This window comes from Paraburkholderia sp. SIMBA_027 (assembly GCF_046535315.1).
Classification (GTDB): Bacteria; Pseudomonadota; Gammaproteobacteria; order Burkholderiales; family Burkholderiaceae; genus Paraburkholderia; species Paraburkholderia tropica.
The window spans coordinates 205,597-231,914 of sequence record NZ_JAWRWY010000004.1; the positions used below are offsets into that span (position 1 = coordinate 205,597).

Annotated in this window: 25 protein-coding genes; 12 read left to right on the top strand and 13 right to left on the bottom strand. The window is 65.0% G+C overall.

Translation table 11 applies throughout. From position 1 onward, the window contains the following. Positions 1-108: 108 nt before the first annotated feature. The 5 genes from SB764_RS08970 to SB764_RS08990 all read right to left on the bottom strand — a co-directional run bounded on the left by SB764_RS08970 (position 109) and on the right by SB764_RS08990 (position 4,352). The gene (locus SB764_RS08970; RefSeq protein ID WP_410863281.1) at positions 109-1,104 is read right to left on the bottom strand and encodes a succinylglutamate desuccinylase/aspartoacylase family protein; all 996 of its coding nucleotides are present in this window, start codon (positions 1,102-1,104) and stop codon (positions 109-111) included. Positions 1,105-1,519: 415 nt separating this feature from the next. Next, positions 1,520-1,972, bottom strand: a complete 453-nt coding sequence (locus tag SB764_RS08975; RefSeq protein ID WP_080180378.1) for a phosphate-starvation-inducible protein PsiE — start codon at positions 1,970-1,972, stop codon at positions 1,520-1,522. A 96-nt stretch (positions 1,973-2,068) separates the two neighbouring features. Continuing rightward, positions 2,069-2,785, bottom strand: a complete 717-nt coding sequence (locus SB764_RS08980; RefSeq protein WP_065060596.1) for an amino acid ABC transporter permease — start codon at positions 2,783-2,785, stop codon at positions 2,069-2,071. A gap of 2 nt (positions 2,786-2,787) precedes the next feature. Then, entirely contained in the window at positions 2,788-3,540 is a 753-nt protein-coding gene (locus SB764_RS08985) for an amino acid ABC transporter permease (RefSeq protein ID WP_410863283.1), read from the bottom strand. Beyond that, positions 3,540-4,352 (bottom strand): ABC transporter substrate-binding protein, encoded by an 813-nt coding sequence (locus SB764_RS08990; protein WP_110328691.1) that lies wholly within the window; start codon positions 4,350-4,352, stop codon positions 3,540-3,542. Before SB764_RS08990 ends, SB764_RS08985 begins: the two co-directional genes overlap by 1 nt. 136 nt (positions 4,353-4,488) lie before the next feature. Between SB764_RS08990 and SB764_RS08995 the strand changes: the two genes are divergently transcribed. Continuing rightward, the gene (locus tag SB764_RS08995) at positions 4,489-5,328 is read left to right on the top strand and encodes a phosphate/phosphite/phosphonate ABC transporter substrate-binding protein (protein ID WP_410863285.1); all 840 of its coding nucleotides are present in this window, start codon (positions 4,489-4,491) and stop codon (positions 5,326-5,328) included. Positions 5,329-5,506: 178 nt separating this feature from the next. Beyond that, complete coding sequence (locus tag SB764_RS09000; protein ID WP_410863287.1) at positions 5,507-6,526, top strand: sulfate ABC transporter substrate-binding protein; 1,020 nt, start codon at positions 5,507-5,509, stop codon at positions 6,524-6,526. Positions 6,527-6,535: 9 nt separating this feature from the next. Here SB764_RS09000 and SB764_RS09005 read toward each other — a convergent pair whose 3' ends face one another. Next, the gene (locus tag SB764_RS09005) at positions 6,536-7,495 is read right to left on the bottom strand and encodes a zinc-binding alcohol dehydrogenase family protein (protein ID WP_321866997.1); all 960 of its coding nucleotides are present in this window, start codon (positions 7,493-7,495) and stop codon (positions 6,536-6,538) included. 158 nt (positions 7,496-7,653) lie between these two features. Between SB764_RS09005 and SB764_RS09010 the strand changes: the two genes are divergently transcribed. Next, positions 7,654-8,478 (top strand): AraC family transcriptional regulator, encoded by an 825-nt coding sequence (locus tag SB764_RS09010; protein ID WP_065060474.1) that lies wholly within the window; start codon positions 7,654-7,656, stop codon positions 8,476-8,478. Between the two features lie 27 nt (positions 8,479-8,505). Here the strand turns inward: SB764_RS09010 and SB764_RS09015 are convergent, their stop codons facing one another. The 3 genes from SB764_RS09015 to SB764_RS09025 form a co-directional block, all read right to left on the bottom strand. Beyond that, positions 8,506-9,423, bottom strand: a complete 918-nt coding sequence (locus SB764_RS09015) for a TauD/TfdA dioxygenase family protein (protein WP_110328696.1) — start codon at positions 9,421-9,423, stop codon at positions 8,506-8,508. A 134-nt stretch (positions 9,424-9,557) separates the two neighbouring features. After that, complete coding sequence (locus SB764_RS09020; RefSeq protein WP_080180377.1) at positions 9,558-10,811, bottom strand: acyl-CoA dehydrogenase family protein; 1,254 nt, start codon at positions 10,809-10,811, stop codon at positions 9,558-9,560. 33 nt (positions 10,812-10,844) lie between these two features. Beyond that, a complete protein-coding gene (locus SB764_RS09025; RefSeq protein WP_110328697.1) occupies positions 10,845-11,066 on the bottom strand; it encodes a hypothetical protein in 222 nt (73 codons plus the stop codon). A gap of 14 nt (positions 11,067-11,080) precedes the next feature. Between SB764_RS09025 and SB764_RS09030 the strand changes: the two genes are divergently transcribed. Beyond that, on the top strand, positions 11,081-12,313 hold the full coding sequence (locus SB764_RS09030) for an acyl-CoA dehydrogenase family protein (RefSeq protein WP_410863291.1): 1,233 nt from the start codon (positions 11,081-11,083) through the stop codon (positions 12,311-12,313). Between the two features lie 25 nt (positions 12,314-12,338). On the opposite strand, the gene SB764_RS09035 is transcribed toward SB764_RS09030, so the two are convergent. Then, entirely contained in the window at positions 12,339-13,220 is an 882-nt protein-coding gene (locus SB764_RS09035) for a LysR family transcriptional regulator (RefSeq protein ID WP_065060471.1), read from the bottom strand. Between the two features lie 105 nt (positions 13,221-13,325). Between SB764_RS09035 and SB764_RS09040 the strand changes: the two genes are divergently transcribed. Together SB764_RS09040 and SB764_RS09045 are read left to right on the top strand one after the other, a co-directional pair. Continuing rightward, positions 13,326-13,850 carry a lactoylglutathione lyase family protein gene (locus SB764_RS09040; protein ID WP_065060470.1) on the top strand — a complete coding sequence of 175 codons (525 nt, stop codon included), beginning with the start codon at positions 13,326-13,328 and terminating at the stop codon, positions 13,848-13,850. Further along, complete coding sequence (locus tag SB764_RS09045) at positions 13,847-14,851, top strand: zinc-binding dehydrogenase (protein ID WP_410863293.1); 1,005 nt, start codon at positions 13,847-13,849, stop codon at positions 14,849-14,851. The genes SB764_RS09040 and SB764_RS09045 overlap by 4 nt, the downstream gene beginning before the upstream one ends. Before the next feature lie 40 nt (positions 14,852-14,891). On the opposite strand, the gene SB764_RS09050 is transcribed toward SB764_RS09045, so the two are convergent. Continuing rightward, entirely contained in the window at positions 14,892-16,013 is a 1,122-nt protein-coding gene (locus tag SB764_RS09050; RefSeq protein WP_183039564.1) for an NADH:flavin oxidoreductase/NADH oxidase, read from the bottom strand. Between the two features lie 80 nt (positions 16,014-16,093). Further along, positions 16,094-16,618, bottom strand: a complete 525-nt coding sequence (locus SB764_RS09055) for an SRPBCC domain-containing protein (protein ID WP_197520333.1) — start codon at positions 16,616-16,618, stop codon at positions 16,094-16,096. A gap of 355 nt (positions 16,619-16,973) precedes the next feature. Between SB764_RS09055 and SB764_RS09060 the strand changes: the two genes are divergently transcribed. The 4 genes from SB764_RS09060 (at position 16,974) to SB764_RS09075 (ending at position 22,336) form a co-directional block, all read left to right on the top strand. Next, positions 16,974-18,545, top strand: a complete 1,572-nt coding sequence (locus tag SB764_RS09060; RefSeq protein WP_410863295.1) for an NfeD family protein — start codon at positions 16,974-16,976, stop codon at positions 18,543-18,545. After that, the gene (locus SB764_RS09065) at positions 18,542-19,315 is read left to right on the top strand and encodes a slipin family protein (RefSeq protein WP_410863297.1); all 774 of its coding nucleotides are present in this window, start codon (positions 18,542-18,544) and stop codon (positions 19,313-19,315) included. The genes SB764_RS09060 and SB764_RS09065 overlap by 4 nt, the downstream gene beginning before the upstream one ends. A gap of 213 nt (positions 19,316-19,528) precedes the next feature. Continuing rightward, a complete protein-coding gene (gene fusA / locus SB764_RS09070; protein ID WP_065060592.1) occupies positions 19,529-21,580 on the top strand; it encodes an elongation factor G in 2,052 nt (683 codons plus the stop codon). Positions 21,581-21,742: 162 nt separating this feature from the next. Continuing rightward, positions 21,743-22,336: a glycine zipper 2TM domain-containing protein gene (locus tag SB764_RS09075; protein ID WP_074986061.1), complete on the top strand. Its 594-nt coding sequence runs from the start codon at positions 21,743-21,745 to the stop codon at positions 22,334-22,336. Between the two features lie 270 nt (positions 22,337-22,606). On the opposite strand, the gene SB764_RS09080 is transcribed toward SB764_RS09075, so the two are convergent. Next, complete coding sequence (locus SB764_RS09080) at positions 22,607-23,572, bottom strand: LysR family transcriptional regulator (protein WP_321857141.1); 966 nt, start codon at positions 23,570-23,572, stop codon at positions 22,607-22,609. A 245-nt stretch (positions 23,573-23,817) separates the two neighbouring features. Here SB764_RS09080 and SB764_RS09085 point away from each other — a divergent pair, with 245 nt between their 5' ends. Together SB764_RS09085 and SB764_RS09090 are read left to right on the top strand one after the other, a co-directional pair. Next, positions 23,818-25,008, top strand: a complete 1,191-nt coding sequence (locus SB764_RS09085; protein ID WP_065060591.1) for a M20 aminoacylase family protein — start codon at positions 23,818-23,820, stop codon at positions 25,006-25,008. Further along, the gene (locus SB764_RS09090) at positions 25,005-26,312 is read left to right on the top strand and encodes an MFS transporter (protein WP_080180375.1); all 1,308 of its coding nucleotides are present in this window, start codon (positions 25,005-25,007) and stop codon (positions 26,310-26,312) included. The genes SB764_RS09085 and SB764_RS09090 overlap by 4 nt, the downstream gene beginning before the upstream one ends. Positions 26,313-26,318 lie beyond the last annotated feature (6 nt).

Here is a 26,318-nt window from a genome sequence, read left to right on the forward strand (position 1 = left end):
TTATGGATAACTATTGATCGAATTGAAACTTGAAACCGATCGAGATGAGCGATTCGCTGCAATAACGGCGGCCGCTGCCGCCATCGCAGCAAACAGCCCGCAAACGCATCACGCCGGCTCGGCCAGGTGGAACAGACAATCGCCTCGCTGCACCGCCGCCATCGCGCGTTGACACACGACTTCGCCCGCGGCGTCGAACGCGACCGTTACCGGCTCGCGCAACGGTGTTTCAGGAAAATGAATTCGCGCGGCGGGCTGCCCCGCTTCCACGCGCTGCCCGAGTTCGACGAGCGGCTCGAAAACGCCGTGTTCATAGGCATAGACATAGTGAGACGCGCCGGACACGCGATAGAAGCGTGTCTCGTGGGGCGCGGCCTTCGGCACCAGCGGTCCGGCAAGCGCGCCAATGTGCCCCAGCAGATGCAGCACGCCCTGACGCGCCTCGCGCAACAAGCGGCTTTGCACCGTGCCCGCGCCACCCAGTTCTGTCACGATCGAGATCGCGCCTTGCCGCCACGCTGCGGTGGCCGAATGCAGCGGATTGGGCGCATGCAAGAACGCACGCGGCAAGCCGAATGCACCGAGTAATGCGCGCAAACGTGTTGTCTGCCCGGCGTCGTCGGGCTGTATGGCGAGCATGTTCGCGCCGTCGTAGAGCAGCGAACTGCCACCTGAGTGAAAGTCGATCAGATATTGCGCACGCGCCAACAGCGTGTGCTCGATATAGTCGGCAATGATGGCCGTCGGTGAACCTTGCGGATCGCCCGGGAAGCTGCGATTCAGATTACCGCCATCGAGCGGCGACGTGCGCGTGCCGGCCTGCGCAGCGGGGAAATTCGCCATCGGCAGAAAGATCAATTGACCGCTCACCCATTGCGGTTCGATTTCGCGCAGCAATTGCGAAACCAGAATCTGGCCTTCGTATTCGTCGCCGTGATTGCCCGCCATCAGCACGACGGTCGGACCGTCACCATGGCGGATCGATCCGGCGGGAATGGGAATCCAGCCATATGCGGAGCGATGCACCGAATGCGGCAGACGCAGGTAGCCGACGTGGCGTCCCTCAGCATCGAAATCGATTTCACTGCGGATCGGATTGACCATGGAGCCTCGTGAGGTGCGGCGGAACGACATCCGCGAAGATCATAGGACCGCACCCAGGCGTGGTCTACGAACGGATTGCGCGAAGGAAAGCGTCGCCGGCGATATGCGAAACGCGTGCGCGGTGGCACGGTCCTGGCGACTCACCAAGCCGGGAGCCAAGCGAACAACGGATGGAAACGAGATAGTAGCGCGGTGAGAATCTGGCTTTCAGGTACTATCCGACCCGGAAAGCTGGAGCAGAGAATTGCTCGCACGACTCATCTGGAGTGAGTGAATGACTTGAAAAAGCTTCGCTCGAAGGCGTGCTCCGCAACCCGAAATTCGGTCGGAAACTGTTTTTACGCGGGCGCCGAGCCGCGCCAAATTGCCGCACCGGGCGATTGCGGCCCGGCGCATCACTACCGATAAAAGTGCATCAAGCGCTTTCGATTTTCTTCGACTCGTGCTTCTTGCTGTTGTCGTCGGTGCTGCTCGGGTATTTCGCCTGACCAAAGCGAATCAGCAAGACCCCCACGGCGATCAGCACGATCGCGCCCGAGGAAGCCAGCAAATGGATTTCCGAATTCGCGCCCGCACGCAGAATCAGGTCTCGCGCAATCGACACCATGGCGATATACAGCGGGAAACGCACCGGCAATTGCCCCGCCTTCAGATATTGCCCGACCATCGCGAATACCTCGAGGTACAGGAACATCAGCAGCAGATCGGTGAGGGTGACGCCATCGGAATTCACCATCCGCCAGATCAAATGCACCATGGCGGCCACGGTGCCAATGCCGATAATGAACAGGCCGAACAGCTCGGCCAGTTCCATCGCGCGCTCGAGCCGCCCTTTAATCGCACTCTGCAAGGCGTTTTCGTACTTCACTTTTACCGATCCTCCAAAATAAACACGGTTGAAGGATAGTAGCGCGATATGTCGGGATTTTAAAAATCGGCGAGAGAGATTTTCAAACCACGCCGCTCAGGGCGCGGCGGCCGCCGTTTCGAACGCACGTGCTTTCACACGCCGCGTGCGGACGAGCAAGGACATCGCCGCGCGGTCGAGCGCCGTGCACATCACGAGATACAACGCGGCGACAAACAGGAAAATCGGAATCGGATAAATCATCAGTCGATTATTTATCTGGGTGGCGACGAACGACAATTCGCCCACGCCCACGATATAGGCAAGCGACGTGTCTTTTACGAGCGACACCCATTGATTCACGAACGAAGGCGCCATGATGCGCAAAGCCTGGGGCAGCACCACGTAACGCAGCGCCGCGAAACGCGAAAATCCGAGCGACAGACCCGCCTGCCATTGCGCGTCGCCCACCGCGACGATGCCCGCATGCACCGAATGCGCGAGATACGCGCCGCCGATCAGCGAGAGCGCGCAGACCACGGCCGCGAGACCCGGCACGTCGACGTGAAAAATCACCGGCAGCAGGAAAAACGTCCAGAAAATCAGCATCAGCACGGGAATCGCGCGGAAGAAGCCGATCACGAGCAGCAGCAGCGCGCGCAGCGGGCCGGATGCGAGCGCCAGCGCAATGCCGAGCGCGAGGCCGAGCAACGCCGAGGCCAGCGCGGACGTAATCGCCAGCACGAGCGTGAGCGCCGCGCCGCCGAGCGGCCCGTCGGGAAAGGCGCCAACGAGCAAGTACGGCAGATTCGCCGTAAAAACGTGCCACGGCATCATCAGCGTGCTCCCCGCGTGGCCGGGCGCGCATATTGCCGCCAATGCAGCACCGCTTCGAGCAGCGCGATCGCGCCAATATAAAGCAGCGTCGCAATGCCGAATGCCGCGAAGGTTTGAAACGTTTCCGTTTCCACCTGGCGCGACGCGTACGACAATTCAGCGAGACCAATCGCCATCGCCAGCGAGGAATTCTTCACCAGATTCATGTATTGCCCGAAAAGCGGCGGCAACGCGATGCGAATCGCCTGGGGCAGCACGACATAACGAAACGATTGCCACGGCGTCAAGCCGAGCGCCGCTGCAGCCTGACGCTGCGCGAGCGCCACGCCCGCAATGCCCGCCTCCACTTCGCCCGCGATAAACGCGGCTGTATAACATGTGAGCCCGAGCCACGCCGCCACGAACTCGAACGACGGCCAGCGCAGCGCGACCAGCGGCGAGGCCAATACGTGCGGCGTATTGAGCCATTGCATCCACGCATCCGGCAGCAACGTGGCCGCGCCGAAATACCAGAACAGCAATTGCACGAGCAGCGGCGAATTGCGGAAGGCCGTCACATAAACATGACCCGCGCGACGCAACACCGCGAGCCGTGCCTGCCGCGCGAGCGCGATCAGCACACCGAGCGCGGTCGATGCGAACGCGGCGCACAACGTCACGCCCAGCGTCACGCCAAAGCCCTGCCAGAGCCACAGCAGATACTTCGGCGCGAGCGGGAGATCGGCCTGCAATGCCGCCAGATACGAATCCATCAGACCTTGTCGCCGATCTTGAAGGTGCGCGCGAGCGGCGTTTTCGTCGTCGGGCCGAACCAGCGGTTATAAATCGTCAGCGCCGTGCCGTTGGCTTCGAGACCGCGCAGCGTGTCGTTCACGAACGACGTCAGACGCGGCTCGCCCTTCGGAATGCCCACGCCCATATAGTCGTTCGAGATCGTGAACGGCGGGATTTCGTAATTCTGTTTATCGGGCACGTTGGCGAGCAGACCGACGAGCTTCGGGCCATCCTGCGTGATCGCCTGCACGTTGCCGGTACGCAGCGCGGCAAACGCGAACGGCGTGTCGTCATACGCGACGAGCGTGGCTTGCGGATACTTCTCGCGCACCGTGATTTCATTCGTCGTGCCCTTGTCCACGCCAATGCGCAGGCTCGAAATCTGATCCGGCGATTTCAGCACGCCCTTCTTCGCAAGAAACTGCTGGCCCGACGAGAAATACGGAATGCTGAAATCGACCTGTTTCGCGCGCTCGTCGGTAATCGTGAAGTTCGCGAGCACGAGATCGACCTTGTGCGAAACGAGGAACGGCACGCGATTGGCGGGATTGGTCGGCTGCAATTCGAGTTTGACGCCCAGTTTGTCGGCGATGGCGCGCGCATAATCCACGTCGAGACCCACAATATGATTCGTGGCCGGATCGACGAAACCGAACGGCGGATTGCTGTCGAAGGTGGCCACGCGCAGGACGCCGGCCTTCTTGATGTCGTCGAGACGATCTGCGTGTGCGAGACCGGAAGTCAGAGCCGTGAATGCGACGAGTCCAGCGGCGAGCCATTTCTTCTTCATTGTTTTTTCCCGTGTGGTGTGGTGCGAATACAGAATGAAAGGCGAGTATAAAAAGCGCGCGCGCCGCGTTCCAATAACGGATTCGCGAATCGTTATATGCTCGTGGCATTTGCAGAATTGACGCAGGATTGACACGATGACGCACGGGATCGCCGCCCTGCCGATGTACAACGTCACGCCGCAGCACGGCATGCTATGGCGCGCCTTCCTGCGCGACGCGCTCGGCGAATTCGCGCGCCGCGCCGGCGTGCGCGAGCGCATCGCCTTGCTCGATGAACCGCTCGGCGACCTGTTCGCGCTATGGCGCAGCCCCGACCTGCTGATGTCGCAAACCTGCGGCTTTCCGTATCGCCTGCTCGGGCTCGATCGGCAGGTGCATTTGCTCGCGACGCCGGTGTTCAACGCGCCCGGTTGCGAAGGCGCGTGGTATCGCAGTGTGCTGCTCGTGTCGGCGCAAGCGTATGCGAATGGCGCGACGTCGCTCGCCGCGTGCCGCGGTTTGCGCGCGGCCTGTAATAGCGCCGACTCGCATAGCGGCATGAACGCGTTCCGTCATGCAGTGGCGACCACCATTCCAAAGTCCGTGCGCAGCGAACGTTTCTTTGCCTCGGTGTCGTTCGTCGGCTCGCATTGGAATGCGCTGCGGGCGCTCGCCGCCGACGAAGCGGACGTCGCGTCCATCGACTGCGTCACGCTCGCTTACGTGCGCGATGCACGGCCCGAGATGCTCGAGTCATTACGCGAGATCGGTATGACGGCGGCGGCGCCTGGCCTGCCGTTCATCGCCTCGCGCACGCTGCCTGTCGCGCATGCCGCCTTGCTGCGCGATGCGCTCGACCACGCCTGCACGCTCGATGCGCTGCGTGCAAAAACCCTGCGTTTGCAGGGCTTTTCTCGTCTCGCGCCCGCCGATTACGCCGTCATCGAGCAGTTCGCCGACGAAGCACGCGCAAACGGTTACGCCGAACTCGTTTAAACGCGCGCATCGTACTGAAAAGCGCTTTAGCAGTTTCACTGCAAAGCAAAGCATGGATCGATATAAGCACCTTACAAGCTGCCGATAGAATGGAACGCTGGCCACCCGGCGCTCACGCGGCATTCGCACACGCATCGCTTCCGGCGCCGCGCCCAATCACAATCATTCGGGGATTCGCATGGCATCACTCCAACGCGCCGCGCGCTGGCTCGGCGCGGGCATCGTCGCCAGTTCGGCATTCGCCGCCACGCTCGCCTACGCAGACACGTCGCTGCTCAACGTCTCGTACGACGTCACGCGCGAACTCTACAAGGACATCAACGCGAGCTTTATCGCCGACTACAAGCAGAAGACCGGCGAAACCATCACGATCAAGCAGTCGCACGGCGCATCGAGCGCGCAGGCGCTTTCCGTGCTGCAAGGCCTGCAGGCCGACGTCGTGACGATGAATCAGCCCAACGACATCGACCTGCTCGCCGAACGCGGCCAGATCGTGCCGAAGAACTGGCGCACGCGTCTGCCCGATGCCAGCGCGCCGTACACCACGACGATGGTGTTTCTCGTGCGCAAGGGCAATCCGAAGCACATCAAGGATTGGGACGATCTCGTGAAGCCCGGCGTGCAGGTCGTGATCGCGAATCCGAAGACCTCGGGCAATGGCCGCTATGCGTATCTGGCCGCGTGGGGTTATCGCAAGCTGCAAGGCGCGAGCGACGCGCAGGCGCTCGACTTCGAACGCGCGCTGCTCAAGAACGTGCCGGTGCTCGACACAGGCGGTCGCGGCGCGACGACCACGTTCACGCAGCGCGGTATCGGCGACGTGCTCGTGACCTTCGAAAATGAAGTTTCGCTGATCGATACGGGCGTGGGCGCGAAGGATTTCGAGGCGGTCTATCCGTCGGTGAGTCTGCTGGCCGAGCCGCCCGTGACGGTGGTCGACAAGGTCGTGGACAAGCGCGGCACGCGCAAGGAAGCGACAGCGTATCTGGAGTATCTGTACTCGCCCGCCGCGCAGGAAATCATCGCGCAACATCATCTGCGTCCGCGCGACAAGGCCGTGCTCGCCAAACACGCCGACGAGTTCAAGCCGATCAAGACCTTCACGGTCGAGCAGGTGTTCGGTAGCTGGCAGAAGGCGCAGGCCACGCATTTCGCCGATGGCGGCACCTTCGACCAGCTGTTCGCGGATCGCAAATAAGCCTGTTTTTCAGGCCTCGATCGTGAACACCGTGCGCGGGCCGCTGCCAGGCTCGCGCCAATGTTGGGCAATCTGCGCGAGCGGCACGGCCTGCGTTTCGACCGCCAGTGCCGCCGCTTGCGCCGCGCCGAACACGGCGCGCACGCACTCCAGCAAACGCGGCATCGTCACACTGCCGATGCCGCTGCCGAGCAACGTGATCGGCGCCGCGCGCAACGCCGCGCCGGGCAACGCAATCTCCCCGCCGCTCGCCGACCCGATCTGCACGAAGCGCAACGCGCGCCCTTCCGGCGCGGTTCGCGCAGCCGTCACCAGCAGCGCCTGCGCGCTCGCTCCCCACAGATAATCGAGCACTACATCCACGCCCGCTGCGAAATGCGGCGCGATCTGCGCGGCGAGTGCATCCGGCTCGCCATTCAACGCAATCGCGACATCGGCGCCCGCTTCGCAGAGCGCGTCGAGCATCGCTGGATTGCGGCCCGTCACGATGATCTTGCCCGCGCCCAGATGCTTCGCGATACGCACCGCGAGCCGCCCGGACACGCCGGTCGCGCCATTCACGAGCACCGTCTCGCCGGCGACGAAACGCGCGCGTTCGACCAGCGCGGCCCACGACGACATGCCGGGAATGGCGAGCGCGGCGGCGGCGACGTCGTCGAGCGTATCGGGGATCGGCGTGTAGAGCGATTCCGCCACGAGGCATTGCTGCGCCAACGCGCCGTACGGCGCGCGCGGCATGCAGAAGTAGACGCGCTGGCCATCGTCGAGACGGCCCGCTCCGTCGAGGCCCGCCACGAACGGAAAGCGCTGCGTCGAAGAATAATGCTGGCCCGAAGCCTTCGCATAGGCGACGCGGCTCAACGCGCAGGCGCGCACGTCGATCACGCGATGGCCCGCCAGCGCGGCGGGCGCGTCGAAATCGGCGTAATCAGGCAGCGTGCCCGCACCGCGAATGACGGCTGCTTTCATCTGAATTCCTTGAACATAGCTGGAGAAAAGGGATCGGCGCTTGCGTCATCACGCGCGTTGTCGATCGCTTACAGGCAGTCTAGTCGTGCGGATTCGGCCCGTCTCCGGTATAACAGCCAATCGATACGGAATTCCGGCCATCGCCGCGGAGAAACAGCATGCGCCAACCCGCCGAACGGCGACTCATACAGCAACTGAACCACGAGCCCATCGTCCGGCCCGACCGCGTGCTGGCGACGCACGGTCCCTTTCTTGCTGCGGGCGAACTCACGCAGCGCACGGCGCGCACGCGTGCGCCCCATCATCACGCGCGCGGCCAGTTGATGGGCGCGCTGAACGGGCTCGTGTCAGTGGGTATCGATGGGGCGCAATGGGTCGTGCCCGCCGTGCATGCGATCTGGATTCCGCCGCATCATCTGCATTCGGTGCGTTCGCACGGGCCGTTTTCGGGCTGGAGCGTGTTCGTGGCGGAGGCGCGCTGCGCCGGATTGCCCGACGCGCCGCGCGCGATCCGCGCCACGCCGCTGCTGCGCGAAGCCGTGCGCCGCGCCGCGACGTGGGACGACGCTGCGTTCGACGCCGCGCGCACGCGGATCGCCGAGATGATTCTCGATGAAATCGCCGCCGCGCCCGCCGAGCCGCTCGGCTTGCCGCGTCCCGTCGATGCACGGCTCGCGCGCATTACCGATGCGCTCGCCGCCGATCCCGGAAACGAACGCAGCCTCGAAGAATGGGCCGCCTGGGGCGCGCTCGCGCCGCGCACGCTGAGCCGACGTTTTGTCGCCGAAACCGGCTGGACGTTCGCGCAATGGCGTCGCCAGGCGCGACTGCTGCGCGCGCTCGAACGCATCGCGGAAGGCCGCAGCGTGACGGCCACGGCGCTGGAACTGGGCTATGGCAATGTGAGCGCGTTCATCGAAATGTTTCAGCGCGCCACCGGCACCACGCCGGGGCGCTATCTGGAAACGCGCGAAAACGCGTAATGCGGAAACGAATGTGAAAACGCCTGCTCAGAACGGCGCATCGCCCTCGATGGTGGTCCGATAAAGCTTGCGGCGCAGATGATCGGGCGTGCCGGCCGCGAGATGCATGAGCGAGCGGTTGTCCCAGAACACCAGATCGTGCTCGCGCCACACATGGCGATACACATGCTCGGCGCGCACGCTATGCTCGAACAATTCGTCGAGCAGCGCGCGGCTTTCGTCGTCGGGGAGATCGACGATGCGGGTGGTGAAGTGCTCGCTCACGAACAGCGCCTTGCGGCCCGTTTCCGGATGCGTGCGCACGACCGGATGCACGACCGGCTTCACCTGCGCGATCTGCTCCGCCGAAAGATTCGGCCGCCACGGGCTGCGCGCCTGCAGCTCGGCATAGCGCGCGAGATAGGTATGCTCCGCGCGCAGACCTTCGACGGCCGTACGCAAATGCGCGGGCAAGCTGTCCCACGCGAGATGCATGTTGGCGAACAGCGTGTCGCCGCCTTCGGACGGCAATTCCTGCGCATGCAACAGCGAGCCGAGACTCGGCTTCTCCTTGTACGAGAGATCGGAATGCCAGAAATGGCCGGCGTCGCCGAGCCCGATCGGCTTGCCGTTTTCGACGACATTCGACACGATCAGCACGTCCGGATGTTCAGCCAGCGCGAACTGATGCAGCACGTGTTGCTGAAGCGGCCCGAAGCGGCGGCTGAACTCCACATGTTGCGCGGGCGTGATGCGCTGATCGCGAAACACCAGCACATGATGATCGAGATGCGCGCGGTGAATGCGCGCGAAGTCGTCGTCGGCGAGCGGCGCGCCGAGATCGAGGCCGATGATTTCCGCGCCCAGCGGCGCATCGAAGGCGCGAATCTCGAAGCGTTGCGCCGCGACGGGCGGCTGGGCGGCGAACGAAGCAGAAGTCGAAGCGGTAGTCGAAGCAGCGGTCATGGTCACGCGTAAAGCCTGTCTGGAATCGAGAAGACCAATCTACGTGCGCACGCGCCGCGCGGCAACCAAGCAATTCCCATACGCATATCCGTTCGAGTCATTAAGGCGCCGCTCGCGCAGATATGCGTGCGGATTCAGAACACGCGGCCTTCGGTGAGATGCGTGGTGACGTCGTTGAGCACGTAGTCGCCGAGCACGCGCGCCTTGTGCAGCAGCGGATTGTGGCTGAAGATCGTGCGCAGATTGCGCCAGTGGCGGTCGAAGTTGTGCGCGCGCGACGTCGCCGACGCACCGCCCGCCTCGAACATCCGCTCGCCCGCTTCGAGCGCGAGCTTGCTCACCACCAGTTGCGTGCGCGCGGTCGCGAGCGCGCCTTCGAGCACGAGCGATTCGGCGTCGGCATCGCCATTCCGGATTGCTTGAGACGAGCGCTCCAGCACGCGCGCGTTTTCGCGCACAAGCGCGTCGATCGCATGGCTGTGCGCCGACAAGGTGCCGACGATCTGCTGGATAAACGCGTCCTCGCGCGCACTCGGCGCGGGGCTGTGCAGCGCGGGGCGGCCGTGATCGCGCACATAGCGGCGCGCATCGCTCACCACGTTGCGCACGATGCCGGCGGCCACCGCGACCAGATGCAGTTGGCGCAGCGCGCCCGTGTGACGGCCGACCAGCGTGGTGAGATCGCGCGCGGCCACTTCGTCGGCGTAGACGATCAGGTCGTCGAATACGAGGCTGCCGCTCGCGGTCATGCGCTGGCCCATGCCGTCCCAGTCGTCGAGCACGCTGAAGCCGTCGCGCTTCACGGGCACGACGGCGATCACGGCGCGGCCCTCGTCGTCCTGCACATTCAGGCGCGCGTAATCCGCGAAAGCCGTGCCCGTCGAATAATATTTGCGGCCGTCGAGCCGGTAATGCTCGCCTTCGCGGCGCAGCGCGGTCTGAATTTCGCCGGGACGCGAGGTCGTGGCTTCCGTCGATGCACCGCCGAAAATCGCGCCGTCGATCACGCGGCGAATCTGCACGTCGTTGAACGGCGTGCGTGGCGACAGCAGCAGCACCTCGGTCTGGTCGTAATGCAGACGCAGCGCGTGCGCGAGATGGCTGTCCGCGGCGGCGAGCGTGGCAATCACGTCGAATTCGTCGACCAGCGTGCCGCCCAGGCCGCCCCATTCGACCGGCAGGCGCAGCCGTCCGAGCGCCGAACGCCGGAACTGCTCGAAGCCCGCGAACGGCAATTCGCGACGCGCCTCGCGCGCGGCGGCGTCGACGCCAATCGCCTCGGCAAGCTCGGGCAACGCGGCCAGCGCTGCATCGAGCGTGAGCGCATCGTGATGGCCGGAAACGAATTCCGGCGGAAACTCGGGGGAAATCGACTGAAGTGCGGACATCGGCCTTCCTTGTGATGCGCGGTATCGGGCGAATCAGTATAAGAAGCGCGGCGCGCGCGACGAACCACGTAATTGGACTTTTGTTATGCGCATCTCTGCTTTGTGCGCCGATTTGCGTGCTGCGGCGGCATCGGCGTAATAAGAAAAGCAAAAACTGAAAAAGCAAATCAGCGCGCGCCACGCACCGTTCGCACGAATCGTTCTTTGACCGTGCGCGCGGCCGCTGCCGATAATCGTTCGCTTCAGCATCACCAAGGATGGCTAAGCATATGAACGCCCCCACTCCGGCCGCCGCGCTCGATTCCGCCGCCGACGACGCCGCACGCGCCACCCACGCCGCGCTGATCGAGCGCGCGGCGCTGCTCGGCCGCGTGTTCGCCAATCTCGCCGACGACTACGACCGCAGCGGCGCGCCGCCCCAGGAGCAATTCCAGGCGCTGCGCGAAGCGGGCCTGCTGCGCGCGAACATCGCGCGCGCGGACGGCGGATACGGCGCGGGCCTCGCCGTCACGCGCTCGATCCTCGGCGAAATCGCCTATGGCGATCCATCGGTTGCGCTGATCCTTGCGATGCACTACAGCCATCACGCGATGATCGTGCACGACGCACGCGTGGCGGCGCGCGGCGGCGTGCGCGACTGGCCGCCCGCGCTTGCGCAGCGGCTCACGCGCGCGTCGCTCGACGGCCGCGCGCTCATCAACGCGGCGCAGGTCGAGCCCGCGCTCGGCTCGCCCTCGCACGGCGGCCTGCCCGATACGATCGCGCGGCGCGACGGCGCGCACTGGCGCATCACGGGGCACAAGCGCTACGTGACCGGCGCGCCGCTGCTCGCGTGGATCAGCGTGCTCGCGCGCACCGACGAAGCCGAGCCGCGCCTCGGCCATTTTCTGGTGCCGCGCGACGCGCCCGGCGTGCGTATCGACGAAAACTGGGACCCGGTCGGCATGCGCGCCACCGTGAGTCACGACGTGCTGTTCAAGGACGTGGCGATCCCGCTCGACGACGCCGTGGGCCTGAAACCCGCGAGCCTAGGCGTGCAGCGCGATCCGCACGCGACGGCGTGGTACTTCAGCCTCGTCGCCACGATTTACGACGCGGCGGCGCGCGCCGCGCGCGACTGGCTGCTCGACTTCATCAACACGCGCACGCCCGGCTCGCTCGGCGGCGCGCCGCTCGCGAGTCTCGCGACGGTGCAGGAAAGCGTGGGCCGCATCGAAATGCGGCTCGCCACCAGCGACTGGCTGCTGCGCTCGCACGCCGACGCCATCGACGCGGACAACGCGCCTGCCACGCTCTCGGCGCTCGTCAAGCACAACGTGGTGGACAACGCGATCGAGGCCGTGCAGACCGCGCTCGAACTCGCGGGCAATCACGGCATCACGCGGCGCAATCCGCTGGAGCGGCATCATCGCAACGTGCTGTGCGCGCGCATTCACGCGCCGTCGAACAGCCTGCTGCGCACCAACGCGGGCCGCGCGGCGCTCAATGCGGCATTGAAATAAGCGGCGTTAAAGCAGGCGGTAAAACTCAGCCGCCCGCGGCCGCCATCTGCGCACAAAGAAATTCGACGACGCGCTGCGCGCGGCGCGGCAGCGGCCATTCGGCGCGATGAATCAGCCAGAGCGTATCGACCACGGCGACATCGCATTCCACGACTTCGATCGCCTCCTGACGCGCGAACGCGCGGCGCGCATAGCGCGGCAGCACCGTGAAGCCGAAACCGCGCGCGACGGGTTCGAGAATCAGGCCGATCTGATTGCTGAAGCCGCGGCGCGGCAACGCGCGCGCGCCCGTGTTGCCCGGAAAGCGGCGGCTCAGCAGACGGTTGGCCATCGCGAGGCCGTCGGGGTGATCGACAAAACCGATGCGCTCCAGATCCTCCCACGTCCGCACCGTTTCTCCGGCCGGAATCACCATTTCGAGCGGCTCCTCCGCGAAACGCGTGGCTTTCAGGCGCTCGTCGTCGGGCTTGAGCGTGAGCAGGCCCAGTTCGTACTGATTGGCGAGCACGGCCGCCAGCACCTCGGAATCGGGCGCGAAACGGTGCCGGATCGACAGCCCCGGATGCGCCGCCTGCAAGTCGAGCAGCAGCGGATACAGCGCCAGACCGATGCTGCCCGGACTGATCAGCGCGATCTCGCCCGCATCGGCGTCGGGCGCGGCCAGGCGGTCGCGCAACTTGCGGTCGGACACTTCGAGTTCGGCGCAATAGTCGAGCAGCGCGCGCCCGGCGGGCGTGATCTCGATGCCGCGCGGACGGCGGAACACCAGCAGCCCGAGCCGGTCTTCGAGGTGGCGCAGATGCTGACTCACGGCCGCCTGCGTGATGCCGAGCCGTTCGGCGGCGCGCGTGAAGTTGCCGACGTCGGCCAGCATCTCGAAGGTGCGCAGCCATTGCGGATTCAGCATAAGGAAGATTTATCGAAATGATAAGAATAGCGTCGTTGCGATTATAGCCACGCTGCCTAAGATTCGAAGGGTGCCCGCCAGCCGGGCGTTTTTCGAGGAATCAGCATGAGCATCGTTTATCCGCGCAGTTTTTCCCACATCGGTCTTTCGGTGACCGATCTCGACGCCGCCGTGAAGTTCTACACGGAGGTCATGGGCTGGTATCTGATCATGCCGCCCACCACCATCGAGGAGGACGAGAGCGCCATCGGCGTGATGTGCACGGACGTGTTCGGCGCGGGCTGGGGCTCGTTCCGCATCGCGCATCTGTCGACCGGCGACCGCATCGGCGTGGAGATTTTCGAATTCCGCAACGCACAGAAGCCCGAAAACAATTTCGAATACTGGAAGACCGGCGTGTTCCACTTCTGCGTGCAGGATCCGGACGTCGAAGGTCTCGCGGCGAAGATCGTCGCGGCGGGCGGCAAGCAGCGCATGCCGGTACGCGAGTATTTCCCCGGCGAAAAGCCGTATCGCATGGTCTACATGGAGGACCCGTTCGGCAACATCCTCGAAATCTACAGCCACAGCTATGAGCTGACCTACTCGGCGGGCGCTTATCAAGGCAACACGCCGGGCAACAAGGCATGAGCGACGTGACGACGCCCGTGCCGCCGACCTGGCCCGCGTGGACGTGGCGCGGCTCGCCCGATGCGCTCGGCCTCGCGCTGGGCAGCGTGCCGCGCGAGGCGCTCGCGCCCGGCGACGTGCTGGTGCGCAATGCGGTGATCGGGCTGAATCCGGTCGACTGGAAAGTGCTGGGCGGCGACCTCGTGAACTGGCAGCGCGGCAAGGTGCCGGGCGTCGATGGCGCGGGTACGGTCGTGGCGCTGGGCGAAGGCGTCGCGCCGGAATGGCTCGGGCGGCGCGTGGCGTATCACCAGAGCCTGCACAAGCCGGGCAGCTTCGCGCACTACACGCCGCTCGCGGCGCGCGCGCTGCTGCGCGTGCCCGACGCGCTCGACTTCGCCACGGCAGCGAGCTTTCCGTGTCCGGCGCTCACCGCGTGGCTGGCGATCGAGAAGCTGACGCTGCGCGCGGGCGCACGCGTGCTGATTTCCGGCGCGGGCGGAGCGGTCGGCCAGTATCTCGTCCAGCTGGCGGCGCAGCGTGGCTTCGAGGTGACGGCGATGTGTCATCCGCGTCACGCCGAACGCCTCGCGGGCCTGGGCGCGCACGCCTGCGTGCCGGGGCCGCTTGCCGACGGCAACACTTGGGCCGACGACAACGCGGGCCGCTTCTACGCGGCGATCGACAGCGTGGACGCGCCGCACGCCGCGCGCATCTCACCGGTGCTGGAAGCGAACGGCCATCTGGTCTGCATTCAGGGACGGCTCGACACCGCGCCGTGTCCGCCGTTCGGGCGCACGCTGTCCGTGCACGAAGTCGCGCTCGGCGCGCTGCACGTCTATGGCGACGACGCCGCCTGGCAACGTCTCACGCAAGCGGGCGAGTCGATGCTCGCGGCCATCGCGACCGGCGCCTTGCAGGCCGAAGCGCAGCACATCGCGCCGTTCGACGCGCTCGCGGAGCATCTCGACGCCCTGCGTCATCGCGCGTTCTCGGGCAAGGCGCTCGTCGCGGTGGAGTAAGCCGATGCGCGCGCCCCTGCTCTGATTCGCGCGGCGCGGCTCAATCGCCGCAATCGCGCGCCTGCGGATCGGGCTGATAGCGTTCGAGCCAGTACGCGTATTGCGCGGGCAGCACCCACGAAGGCCGGTCGAGCTTCAGGTGCTGCGCTGCGCGGTACGGATAGTGCGGATCGGCGAGATGCGCGCGGCCGATCATTGCGAGATCCATCTGTTCCTCGGCGATCACGCGTTCCGCCACGCGCGGAATATCCACGCCCCACGACGACGCCACCGGCACGCCCGCCTCGCGGCGCACGCGCGCGGAGATCGGCGCGAGAAATGCCGGACCCCACGGAATCTTCGCGCCCGGAATCGAAAAACCCACGCTCACGTTAAGCAGATCGAGCCCTTCGCCGCGCAATTTGCGCGTGAGTTCGATCGACTCGGCGAGCGTTTCCTCGTCGCGTCCGTCGTATTCGATCACGCCGAAACGCGCGGTCAGCGGCAGATTCTCGGGCCAGACCTGGCGAACCGCCGCGAGCGTTTCGACGAGAAATCGGCTGCGCCCTTCGAGACTGCCGCCGTAGGCGTCGGTGCGCTGGTTCGAGTGAATCGAAAAGAAACTTTGCGCGAGATAACCGTGCGCGAAATGCAGTTCGAGCCATTCGAAACCGGCGGCACGCGCGCGCCGCGCCGCATCGACGAAGGCCTGCTTCACGCGCGCGATGTCGTCGAGCGTCATGGCGCGCGGCACGCGCGGCAGATTCGCGCCGAACGCAATCGCCGAGGGCGCGATGGGCTGCCACGCGCGCGGGTCGTCGGCGGGAATGTGGTCGTCGCCTTCCCACGGACGATTCGCGCTCGCCTTGCGGCCCGCATGCGCGATCTGGATGCCGGGCGCCGCGCCCGCCGCCTTGATCGACGCGGCGATGCGCGCCATGCCTTCGGCCTGCGCGTCGTTCCACAAGCCCGTGCAGCCCGGCGTGATGCGCCCTTCCGGCAACACCGCCGTGGCCTCCACGATCACGAGTCCCGCGCCGCCGCGCGCGAGCGTCGGATAGTGCGTCCAGTGCCAGTCGTTGGTGACGCCGTCGATCGCGCTGTACTGGCACATCGGCGGCACCGAAATGCGGTTGCGTAGCGTCACGTCCTTCAGTTTGAACGGGGTGAACAGTGCAGACATACGACGCCTCCGGAAAAGGAAATCGCGTTCAACTCGCGTTCAACAGTAGGCGAAATTTGCGCGCGGCAGCGCGGGCATGCTCAACCTTGCTTCGCCTTGCGCGCGGCGCTCACGAGACCGTCGAGCCATTCCTGGTGACCGTTGATCATCGGATTGGGACGCGCGTTCGCCAGCTCGACGGCGGGCTTGCCCTTCTGCGTCTCCTGCGTGAGGATGCGCACGCGGCCGCCCGAGAGATCCTCGACGAGCCACGCGTGATGCACGTCGAGACGCGTATCGCCCTCGCCCGCCCAGCCGTGCCACGCCACGCGGCCCGGTTCGCCGTGCGCGGGCGGCACATATTCCGTGACCTCGCCCTCGACCGGAAAGCCAAACGTGCGGAAGAAAAAGCGCACGCCGGTTTCGAGTTCCGGACCTTTGCCATCGTAGAAGCGGATATCCGACGAGTTCGCGTAATACTCGGGCCAGCGCGGCGCAACGGCGAGCAGCGGCCAGACGTCGGCCGCCGAAATGCCGGCGACGATCATTTCATTCGAGGCGAAATTTTCGGTGGTGCCCGGCAGATAACCTTCGGGCCAGATGATGGCGTTCATACGTTCGGCCATGGTGTGTGCTCCATTCGATGCGGGATGACAACGCGCGGACGGGAAGTCGTTCGCGCTGCATGGACGTCATGATCGGCGTTGCGCTGAAATAAATCCAATTCCGATTTCGTATTTCAGTCATCATCTAGTCTGATATCTCAAGCTGGCACCCGGACGGATGACACGCTCGCCGCACGCCATCCATCCGACGAAAAGGCGCGTCGAATCTGCACGAAAGTCGCCGCGCAATTCGATCAGGATATCGAAACAATTCGATCCGCCCCCACGCCGCGCGCCAAAGGCGTAAGCTTGATGAATCGGGCCCAGCCCTTCCTGCGAGCCGGCAGCGCGCGATCCACGCTGCCCGGCCGAGCCGATGCGTGTTCATCGTCCAGCGCAGTCCGTCGCGCGTATCGCGTGGCGGTCTCGCGCGTTTCACCAGCATCGTCCGCCTGCGCGGCGGAGCGGGCGGCGCGCATCGCCGCTATTTCCACTCGTACCCTCGTTTCTCGCGCTGCTATTCGCGCTGATGACGCTGTGCGCCGTCGCCATCGCGCAAACGCCCGCGCGCCCACAAGCGGCTGTCGTCGTGATCGTGGTGAATGGCGCGATCGGGCCGGCGAGCGCCGATTTCGTCGTGCGCACGCTCGAACGCGCCGCGCGCCAGCGCGCCCCGCTCGCGATCCTGCAACTCGACACGCCCGGCGGCCTCGACACCTCGATGCGCCAGATCATCAAGGCGATCCTCGCCTCGCCCGTACCGGTCGCCGCGTATGTCGCGCCTGGCGGCGCACGCGCGGCCAGCGCGGGCACCTATATCGTCTACGCGAGCCACCTCGCGGCGATGGCGCCGGGCACCAATCTCGGCGCGGCGTCGCCGGTGCAGATCGGCGGCGGCGCGCCGGGTCCGGCAGGCGCGCCCGCATTGCCCGGCGCGGCCAGCCCGGCATCGGGCAACGCAGGCGCGCTGCCCACCGACACGGCCTCCACCGAAACCCGCAAGGCCACCCAGGACGCCGCCGCCTACATTCGCGGCCTCGCGCAACTGCGCGGCCGCAACGCCGAATGGGGCGAACGCGCCGTGCGCGAAGCCGTGAGCCTCTCGGCCAGCGAAGCGCTCGCGCAACACGTGATCGACCTGATCGCGCCCAGCGCCGCCGATCTCGCGCGCGAAGCCGATGGACGCGTGGTCGCGACCGCCGCCGGCATGGTGCGCATCGCGACCGCGCACGCACCGCTCGTCAACTATGCGCCCGACTGGCGCAACCGTTTCCTCTCGATCATTGCCGATCCCAACGTCGCGCTGATTCTGCTGACAATCGGCGTCTACGGCCTCTTCTTCGAATTCGCGAATCCCGGTTTCGTGCTGCCCGGCGTCGCGGGCGCCATCTGCCTGCTCGTGGGGCTGTTCGCCATGCAGATGCTGCCCGTGAACTACGCCGGCCTGGGCCTCGTCCTGTTCGGCCTCGCGTGCCTCGTCGCCGAGGCGTTCCTGCCGACCTTCGGCGTGCTCGGCTTCGGCGGCATCGTGGCGTTCGCGATCGGCGCGCTCATGCTGATCGACACCGACGTGCCCGGCTACGGCGTGCCCTTGCCGCTCATCGCCGGTCTCGCACTCGGCGGCGCGGCGCTGGTCGCGCTCATGTCGAGCGTCGCGCTGCGCGCGCGCAAACGGCCCGTGGTGACGGGCGCGGAAGCGCTGGTTGGCAGCCTCGGTGAAATTCTCGACGACGGCCTGAACGTCAACGCCGCCAACCGATCCCCCACCCCGCACGCAACGGCCGACGGCTGGGCGCGCGTGCACGGCGAACGCTGGCGCGTGACGTGCACCATTCCGCTTGCGGCGGGCACGCCGGTCCGCGTGACCGCGCGCAGCGGGCTGACGCTGAGCGTCGTGCCGCTACACGACGCGAACGGGCCGCCGCCATCGCAAGGAGAATCGACATGATCGGCTACACGTTTGGATTTTCGAGCCTGCTCGCTGTGCTCGTCGTCTTGCTGGCCGTCTCGTCGATCCGCATCTTTCGCGAGTACGAGCGCGGCGTGGTGTTCATGCTCGGGCGCTTCTGGAAGGTCAAAGGGCCGGGTCTCGTGCTGATCATTCCCGTGGTGCAGCAGGCCGTGCGCATCGACCTGCGGACCGTGGTCTTCGACGTGCCCTCGCAGGACGTGATTACGCACGACAACGTCTCGGTAAAAGTGAATGCCGTGGTGTATTTCCGCGTCGTCGATCCGGAAAAGGCCGTGATACAGGTCGCGCGCTATGTCGAAGCGACGAGTCAACTGGCGCAAACCACATTGCGCGCGGTGCTCGGCAAGCATGATCTCGACGCGCTGCTGGCCGAGCGCGAGCAACTGAACGCCGATATCCAGAAGACGCTCGACTCGCAAACGGACGCGTGGGGCATCAAGGTGTCGACAGTCGAAATCAAGCACGTCGACCTCAACGAAACGATGATTCGCGCGATTGCGCGTCAGGCCGAAGCCGAACGCGAGCGCCGCGCGAAAGTCATTCACGCCGAAGGCGAATTGCAGGCTTCGGAGAAATTGCTGCAGGCCGCGCAACGGCTCGCGCAGCAGCCGCAAGCCATGCAGTTGCGCTATCTGCAAACGCTCACCACGATTGCCGCCGACAAAAATTCGACCATCGTGTTTCCGCTGCCGGTCGATCTGCTGACCGCGTTGCTCGATCGGCTGGGGCCGACGCGCGAACGTTAGACAGAGTGAGCGTGGCCGATTTTATTGCATCGCACACGCGCAACCGGCGAACCCACGCGCCAGCGTTTTGCACGAAAAACCCCTGAAAAAAGGTGCTGAAATACTGCACCGCAACGAACCGGTCGAGCGCACGCAGCCGTTTCGCTAACGCTGGCAAGCGCGAGAAATTTCGCCAATAATGCCCCAACACGCCTCTACAGGACGATGGCGATCATGGATTACAGTCCCGAAGCCATCCGCACGATCGCACTGGTCGGCCACGCCGGATGCGGCAAGACTTCGCTTGCCGAAGCGCTCCTGCATCGCGGCGGCGCATTGCACTCGCCAGGCAGCGTGAGTCGCGGCACGGCGCTCTGCGATTACGACGCACTCGAACGCAAATATCATCACTCGCTCAATTCCACGGTCGCGCATTTTCATCATCAGGACACGCGCGTCTATCTCGTCGATACGCCGGGTTATCCGGATTTCGCGGGACTGTCCATCGGCGCGTTGCCCGCCGTCGAAACAGCGGCCATCGTCATCAATGCGCGCAACGGCATTGAAATGACCACGGCCCGCATGATGGATTACGCGCAGCGGCGCAAGCTCTGCCGCATGATCGTCGTGAATGGCATCGACGGCGAGAAAGTCGATCTGCCCGGTCTGCTCGCCGATATTCAGGAGCGTTTCGGCAAAAACTGTTTGCCGATCAATCTGCCTGCAAAAGGCGGCAGTGAAGTGGTGGACTGCTTTTTCAATCCGGCCGGCGAGGCCGATTTTTATGCCGTGGAGACGGCGCACAATGCACTCGTCGATCAGGTGATCGAACTCGATCCCGAACTGATGGAGCTGTATCTCGAACAGGGCGAGGCCATCACGCCCGAACAATTGCACGCACCCTTCGAACGCGCGCTGCGCGAAGGCCATCTCGTGCCGGTGTGTTTTGCGTCGGCGGCCACGGGCGCCGGCATCGAGCAATTGCTCGACGTATTCGTGCGCCTGCTGCCGAATGTGACCGAAGGCAATCCGCCGCTCTATTATCGTGAGACCCATAACGGCAAGACCGAGATCGTGCAGCCCGAACCCGACGCGACGCGGCATGTGCTCGCGCATGTGTTCAAGATCGTGATGGATCCGTATATCGGCAAAATGGCCGTGTTTCGCATTCATCAGGGCACGGTCGCGCGTGACAGCCAGTTGTATGTCGGTAATGGCCGCCAGCCGTTCAAGGTCGCGCATTTGTGGCGGCTGCAAGGAAAGGACCATACCGACGTGCCGCGCGCCGGTCCCGGCGATATTTGCGCGGTGGCGAAGGCCGACGGCATCGACTTCGACACCGTGTTGCACGACGCGCCCGAAGACGGCAACGTGCATCTCGTGCCGCTCGAATTTCCGAATCCGATTTACGGACTCGCGATCGAACCGGCGCGGCGCGGCAACGAACAGCGCCTTTGGGAAGTGCTGCAAAAGCTCGCCGCCGAAGATCCCTGCCTGTCGATCAGCCACCCTGCCGGCACGAACGAAACCGTCGTACGCGGGCTCGGCGAACTGCATCTGCGCTACATGCTCGAACGGCTCACGGAACAGCACAAGCTCGAAGTCATCACGCGCCCGCCCACGATTGCGTGGCGCGAGACCATCGGCGGCAAGGCGGAAGGCCATTGCCGTCACAAGAAGCAGACGGGCGGCGCGGGGCAATTCGGCGAAGTGATGCTGCGCGTGGAGCCGCTGCCGCGCGGCGCGGGTTTTGAATTCGTCGATGCCGTGAAAGGCGGCGCCATTCCCACGCAATACATTCCGGCCGTGGAAAAAGGCATTCAGCAGGTGATGGAGAGCGGCCCGCTCGCGGGCTTTCCGATGCAGGACCTGCGCGTGACCGTTTTCGACGGCAAGAGCCATCCGGTCGATTCAAAAGAAGTGGCGTTCGTGACGGCAGGACGCAAAGCGTTTATCGACGCCATATTGAAAGCGCAGCCGATCGTGCTCGAACCCATTGTCGATATCGAAGTCATGACGCCGGAGACGTCGATGGGCGACATCATCGGCGATCTTTCGTCGCGTCGCGGGCAATTGCACGGCACGCGCACCGTGGGCGGCAATGCAATGGTGATCGCGGGCAAAGTGCCGCTCGCCGAACTCAACGACTATCAGTCGCGCCTGAATTCGCTGACCGGCGGCAACGGCAATTACAGCATCCAATTGAGTCACTACGATCCGGTGCCGCCCGCGCAGCAGGACAAACTCGCGGCACAACACAGGAGCCGAGGCGGCAACGACGAATAAACGGCGTCCCTTTTGTGATTTCCCCCCGCTGACTCGGCAACAGACTTTACACGTTGTTACCGGGCGGCATCGGACGGGCGAACGCGCATTCCTTATACTCCGGCGCATTCGCTCTCCACATTGACATCGGCGCATTTCGCAAGCCGATGCGGGAATCACACCATGCCGATGCTCACTACGAAATCCGTCTTTCTTGCGACGATTGCCGCCGTCACGACGCTCTCCCTGACCGCCTGCGTGGCGCCCGGATATGGTCCGGGTTATGGCTCGACTTATTCGGGGCAGTACGCGCAGCAACCCGCGTACGCACAACCCGTCTATGCGCAACCGGCGACCGTGCAGCAGCCGGCTTACGCACCGCCGCCGCCCGCACCGGCTTATGACACGCAGAACGGCGGCCAGTACGGCAACCAATACGGCGCGCAATACGGCACGATCACGAATGTGCGTCCGGTCAGCAGCGCGTCGCCGGTTTCCGGTGTTGCAGGCACCGTGGTGGGCGCGGTGCTCGGCGGCGTGATCGGCAATCAGTTCGGGCGCGGTCATGGCCGCGATGCGGCCACCGTCATCGGCGCACTGGGCGGTGCGGTGGCGGGCAATCAGATCGGTCAGCAGATGGGGGCACAGCCCACGTCGTATCAAATCGACGTGCAGGTCAGCGACGGTTCGATGCGCTCGTTCAATGTGCCGACGCCCGGCGATCTGCGCCCCGGCGATCATGTGCAGATGAATGGCAGCCAGCTTTCGCGATATTGATTGCGCGGAATTGATTGCCTGATTGCAGCGATATTTGAATAACCGAATGAAAAGGCGGCGCATGACTCGCGCCGCCTATTTCCGTTCATTCGGATGCCGAATCAAATTTCACCGATAGCGAAAAAATCGTGCTATCTTCCACGCCGCTCACTTGCTCGTCATTAGCGAGCGAGCGCGTGAGTCGAAAATCGTGCGGCGCGCGAAAATACCGTTCCAGGGCTGAAGGCGCGACTGACCGTTAGTAGCATTTCCAGCTGCAACGCTTTCCCGCTATTTCCCCGTCGTCTGCACGAAACTGCGCGCCAGTTGCTTCCACAGATGATCGGCCGCGGGCGACAATCGCCGCCCCACGCGCGCCATCATCTGGCTGCCGAAGCCCGCCGCGATCGGATGATCGATCGGCACCGCCACCAGTTCGCCCAGTTCGATGCCGCGCCGCGCGGTAATCGACGACATGAACGCCACGCCGAGTCCGCCCGCCGCGAGCGTCTGCGCCGTATGGAACAGATCCACGCGATAGGCCGGAATCACATTGAGCCGGACCTCGTCGAATAGCGACTGCACGATCTGCTGCACGCCAAACGCCTCGCGCATGAAAATCAGCCGCTCTTCGGCGAGCGCTTCGGGCGCCACCTTCGCCAGGCTCGCAAAACGGTGCGTGGGCGCGACCACGGCGCACAGCGGCTTCGACGCAAAGGTGTGAATGCGCAGCGCCGGATCGTCCGCGGTGCGCGTGCACAGCCCGATATCAACCACATCGTCGCGCACCAGCGAAAGCACGACCGGCGTCGGTCCCGAACGGATCTCGACGAGAATGTCCGGATACGTCATCGAAAAACGCTGCAACGCGCGCGCAATCAGATTGCCGACGAACCCCTCGCCCACGCCGAGCGCCACGCGTCCGCGCCGCAATTGCCGGTACTCCTCCAGACGCGCCGCGAGATCGCGCTGACGCCGCTGGCTGTCGCGGTAATGGTCGATCAGCACCTGACCGATCTCCGTCACCACCACGTTGCGGCCGCGCCGCTCGATCAGCGGAAAACGCAGCCGCCGCTCCAGCGCCGCCACCTGCCGGCTGATGACCGACGGGTTTACGCCGAGCGTTTCGGCGGCCATGCGCACGCCGCCGCTCGCGGCGATTTCGGCCAGATACCGCAGCGTGCGCTCGCCGATTTCACCGATTTCGTCGATCCAGCGTTCCGCCAGCGGCTCCGCGCCGTTCTCCGTGGGACTCATGTTGCATTCCTTTCGTCTTGCTTTCGCTTCGGCTCGATGCGTATCGAACACACCGAACACCCGCCGCCGCGCGAATCGTTGACTTGAAAGCAACATTTTCGACGCGTTTCAGTCATCGGTCGAGTTTTTCGTCGATGCAATACTCGGGCTTGTCCTTTGCAGCAAGCCTTTCGCAAGGCGAAGCGCGACGCGCCATCCGCATCGACGCCGCCTGCATCCCGCACAACAAGGAGGAGCCCCGCACCATGAGCGACAGCCGTTACTGCCAGATCGAAGACCTGGCCGATGCCCGCGCGCAACTCGACGAGATTCGTCATCACATTCACCAGCATCCCGAGCTGTCGTACGAGGAGGCCGATACGGCGCGCTTTGTCGCCGACAAGCTGCAATCGTGGGGCTACGAGGTGACGCGCAACGTGGGCGGCCACGGCGTGGTGGCCGCGCTCAAGTCGGGCACGAGCACGCGCACCGTGGGCGTGCGCGCCGACATGGACGCGCTGCCGATCCACGAACAGACCGGCCTCGACTACGCCAGCATCCACGACGGCAAGATGCACGCGTGCGGCCACGACGGCCACACCACGGTCCTGCTCGGCGCGGCGCAGCAACTCGCGAAGACGCGCAATTTCGACGGTACCGTGCACCTGATTTTCCAGCCCGCCGAGGAAGCCGGTTCGGACAGCGGCGCCGTGCGCATGCTCGCCGACGGCCTGTTCGAGCGCTTTCCCTGCGATGCGATCTTCGGTCTGCACAATCATCCGGGCGTGGCCGTCGGCACGTTCGGCTTCCGCTCGGGCGCGCTGATGGCGGCCTGCGATACGGTCAAGGTGCGCGTGAACGGACGCGGCGGCCACGCGGCGCGCCCGCACCTCGCGGTCGATCCCGTGGTGGTCGGCAGCAGCATCGTGATGGCGCTGCAATCGGTGGTCGCGCGCAACGTCGATCCGAACGAAGCGGCCGTCATCACGGTCGGTTCGTTCCATTCGGGCCACGCGGCCAATGTGATTCCCGAAAGCGCCGTGCTCGAAATGAGCGTGCGTTCGTTCTCGCCGACCGTGCGCGAAACGCTCGAAGCGCGCATTCGCGCGGTGGTGAATGCGCAGGCGCAATCGTATGGCGCGACGGCCGACATCGACTTTATCCGCGGCTATCCGGTGCTCGTGAACAGCGAAGCCGAAACCGCTTTCGCGCGCGAAATCGCGGAGGAACTGGTCGGTCCGGAACGCGTGATCGCGCCGTTCCCGCCCATCGCGGGCAGCGAGGATTTCGCGTACTACCTGCAACAGCGCCCCGGCTGTTTCGTGCGGCTCGGCAACGGCGAAGGCCAGCCGATGCTGCACAACCCGCGCTACGACTTCAACGACGACAACCTCACGATCGGCGCCGCGTTCTGGACGCGACTCGTCGAACGCTACCTCGCCAAGGCCCCAGCATGACCGCCAGCACTTCCACGCTTTCCCCGCACGAGGCCGACGCGCCGCCGATGACGCCAGGCCAGCAACGCAAGATCGTGCTCGCGGCGGTGATCGGCAATCTGCTCGAATTCTTCGACTTCACGGTCTACAGCTATTTCGCGCTCACCATCGGTCATCAGTTCTTTCCCGCCGACGATCCGATCACCTCGTCGCTGCTCGCGTTCGCGGTGTTCGCGGTGGGCTTCGTGATGCGTCCGCTCGGCGGCATCGTGCTCGGCCGCTACGCCGACCGCGCGGGCCGCAAGCCGGCGCTCACGCTCACCATTTTGCTGATGGCGATCGGTTCCGCGTCGATCGGTCTCGCGCCCACGTACGCGCAGATCGGCCTGGCCGCGCCGGTGCTGATCGTGGCCGCGCGTCTGTTGCAGGGCTTCGCGCAAGGCGGCGAATTCGGCGCGGCCACAGCGACGCTGCTCGAAATGGGCGGCAACGCCAGCCGTGGCTTTCGCGCGAGCTGGCAGCTCGCGAGCCAGGGCGCGGCGGCGCTGCTCGGCTCGGGTCTCGCGGCGAGCCTCGGCTTTCTGCTCTCCGCCGACACGATGCATAGCTGGGGCTGGCGCATTCCGTTTCTCGTCGGCACGCTGATCGCGCCGGTGGGCATCTATCTGCGCCGGCATATCCGCGAAGAACCGCCCGCGCCCAAAGCGCTGGCGAGTCGCGACGACCCGAAACGCGGCCTCTACGTGCGCAACTGGTTCCTCACGATCTTCTCGATCATGGGCATGTCGGTGGCGACGTACGTGATGATGTATTACATGCCGACCTACTGCATCCAGTACCTTGGCTTGCCGAGCAAGATGTCGATGCTCGCGGGCGTGGCGTCGAGCACGATCTCGCTCGTGATGTGCCCGATCTACGGCGCGTGGTCCGATCGCATGGGCCGCCGCAAGCCGCTCACGATCATCGGACGCGTGGCGCTGATCGTGCTGCTCTATCCGGCGTTCTGGATCATGACGCACTATCCGTCGCTGCCCGTGGTGCTGGCCGCGCTGATCGTGCTGATGCTCTGCTACACGATGGGCAGCGCGCCCGCCTATGCGCTGATGCCGGAGAATTTTCCGAAGCATCTGCGCGCCGGGTATATGTCGAGCGCGTACGCGATTGCGGTGTCGGCGTTCGGCGGCACGGCGCAACTCGTGGCGAGCTGGCTGATCCGCGAAACGGGCAGCAAAATGGCGCCCGCGTGGTACATGATCGGCTGCGTGGCGATTTCGCTGATCGCCGTGTCGATGTTCGAAGAGACGGGTAACAAGGTGCTCGATTAAAGTGGA

What these genes read in the sequence shown, in the direction of transcription:
- SB764_RS08970 (WP_410863281.1), bottom strand. Translation starts at nt 1,104, where the DNA reads ATGGTCAATCCGATCCGCAGTGAAATCGATTTCGATGCTGAGGGACGC.
- SB764_RS08980 (WP_065060596.1), bottom strand. Translation starts at nt 2,785, where the DNA reads ATGCCGTGGCACGTTTTTACGGCGAATCTGCCGTACTTGCTCGTTGGC.
- SB764_RS08985 (WP_410863283.1), bottom strand. Translation starts at nt 3,540, where the DNA reads ATGGATTCGTATCTGGCGGCATTGCAGGCCGATCTCCCGCTCGCGCCG.
- SB764_RS08990 (WP_110328691.1), bottom strand. Translation starts at nt 4,352, where the DNA reads ATGAAGAAGAAATGGCTCGCCGCTGGACTCGTCGCATTCACGGCTCTG.
- SB764_RS08995 (WP_410863285.1), top strand. Translation starts at nt 4,489, where the DNA reads ATGACGCACGGGATCGCCGCCCTGCCGATGTACAACGTCACGCCGCAG.
- SB764_RS09000 (WP_410863287.1), top strand. Translation starts at nt 5,507, where the DNA reads ATGGCATCACTCCAACGCGCCGCGCGCTGGCTCGGCGCGGGCATCGTC.
- SB764_RS09005 (WP_321866997.1), bottom strand. Translation starts at nt 7,495, where the DNA reads ATGAAAGCAGCCGTCATTCGCGGTGCGGGCACGCTGCCTGATTACGCC.
- SB764_RS09010 (WP_065060474.1), top strand. Translation starts at nt 7,654, where the DNA reads ATGCGCCAACCCGCCGAACGGCGACTCATACAGCAACTGAACCACGAG.
- SB764_RS09015 (WP_110328696.1), bottom strand. Translation starts at nt 9,423, where the DNA reads ATGACCGCTGCTTCGACTACCGCTTCGACTTCTGCTTCGTTCGCCGCC.
- SB764_RS09020 (WP_080180377.1), bottom strand. Translation starts at nt 10,811, where the DNA reads ATGTCCGCACTTCAGTCGATTTCCCCCGAGTTTCCGCCGGAATTCGTT.
- SB764_RS09030 (WP_410863291.1), top strand. Translation starts at nt 11,081, where the DNA reads ATGAACGCCCCCACTCCGGCCGCCGCGCTCGATTCCGCCGCCGACGAC.
- SB764_RS09035 (WP_065060471.1), bottom strand. Translation starts at nt 13,220, where the DNA reads ATGCTGAATCCGCAATGGCTGCGCACCTTCGAGATGCTGGCCGACGTC.
- SB764_RS09040 (WP_065060470.1), top strand. Translation starts at nt 13,326, where the DNA reads ATGAGCATCGTTTATCCGCGCAGTTTTTCCCACATCGGTCTTTCGGTG.
- SB764_RS09045 (WP_410863293.1), top strand. Translation starts at nt 13,847, where the DNA reads ATGAGCGACGTGACGACGCCCGTGCCGCCGACCTGGCCCGCGTGGACG.
- SB764_RS09050 (WP_183039564.1), bottom strand. Translation starts at nt 16,013, where the DNA reads ATGTCTGCACTGTTCACCCCGTTCAAACTGAAGGACGTGACGCTACGC.
- SB764_RS09055 (WP_197520333.1), bottom strand. Translation starts at nt 16,618, where the DNA reads ATGGCCGAACGTATGAACGCCATCATCTGGCCCGAAGGTTATCTGCCG.
- SB764_RS09060 (WP_410863295.1), top strand. Translation starts at nt 16,974, where the DNA reads ATGCGTGTTCATCGTCCAGCGCAGTCCGTCGCGCGTATCGCGTGGCGG.
- SB764_RS09065 (WP_410863297.1), top strand. Translation starts at nt 18,542, where the DNA reads ATGATCGGCTACACGTTTGGATTTTCGAGCCTGCTCGCTGTGCTCGTC.
- fusA (WP_065060592.1), top strand. Translation starts at nt 19,529, where the DNA reads ATGGATTACAGTCCCGAAGCCATCCGCACGATCGCACTGGTCGGCCAC.
- SB764_RS09075 (WP_074986061.1), top strand. Translation starts at nt 21,743, where the DNA reads ATGCCGATGCTCACTACGAAATCCGTCTTTCTTGCGACGATTGCCGCC.
- SB764_RS09080 (WP_321857141.1), bottom strand. Translation starts at nt 23,572, where the DNA reads ATGAGTCCCACGGAGAACGGCGCGGAGCCGCTGGCGGAACGCTGGATC.
- SB764_RS09085 (WP_065060591.1), top strand. Translation starts at nt 23,818, where the DNA reads ATGAGCGACAGCCGTTACTGCCAGATCGAAGACCTGGCCGATGCCCGC.
- SB764_RS09090 (WP_080180375.1), top strand. Translation starts at nt 25,005, where the DNA reads ATGACCGCCAGCACTTCCACGCTTTCCCCGCACGAGGCCGACGCGCCG.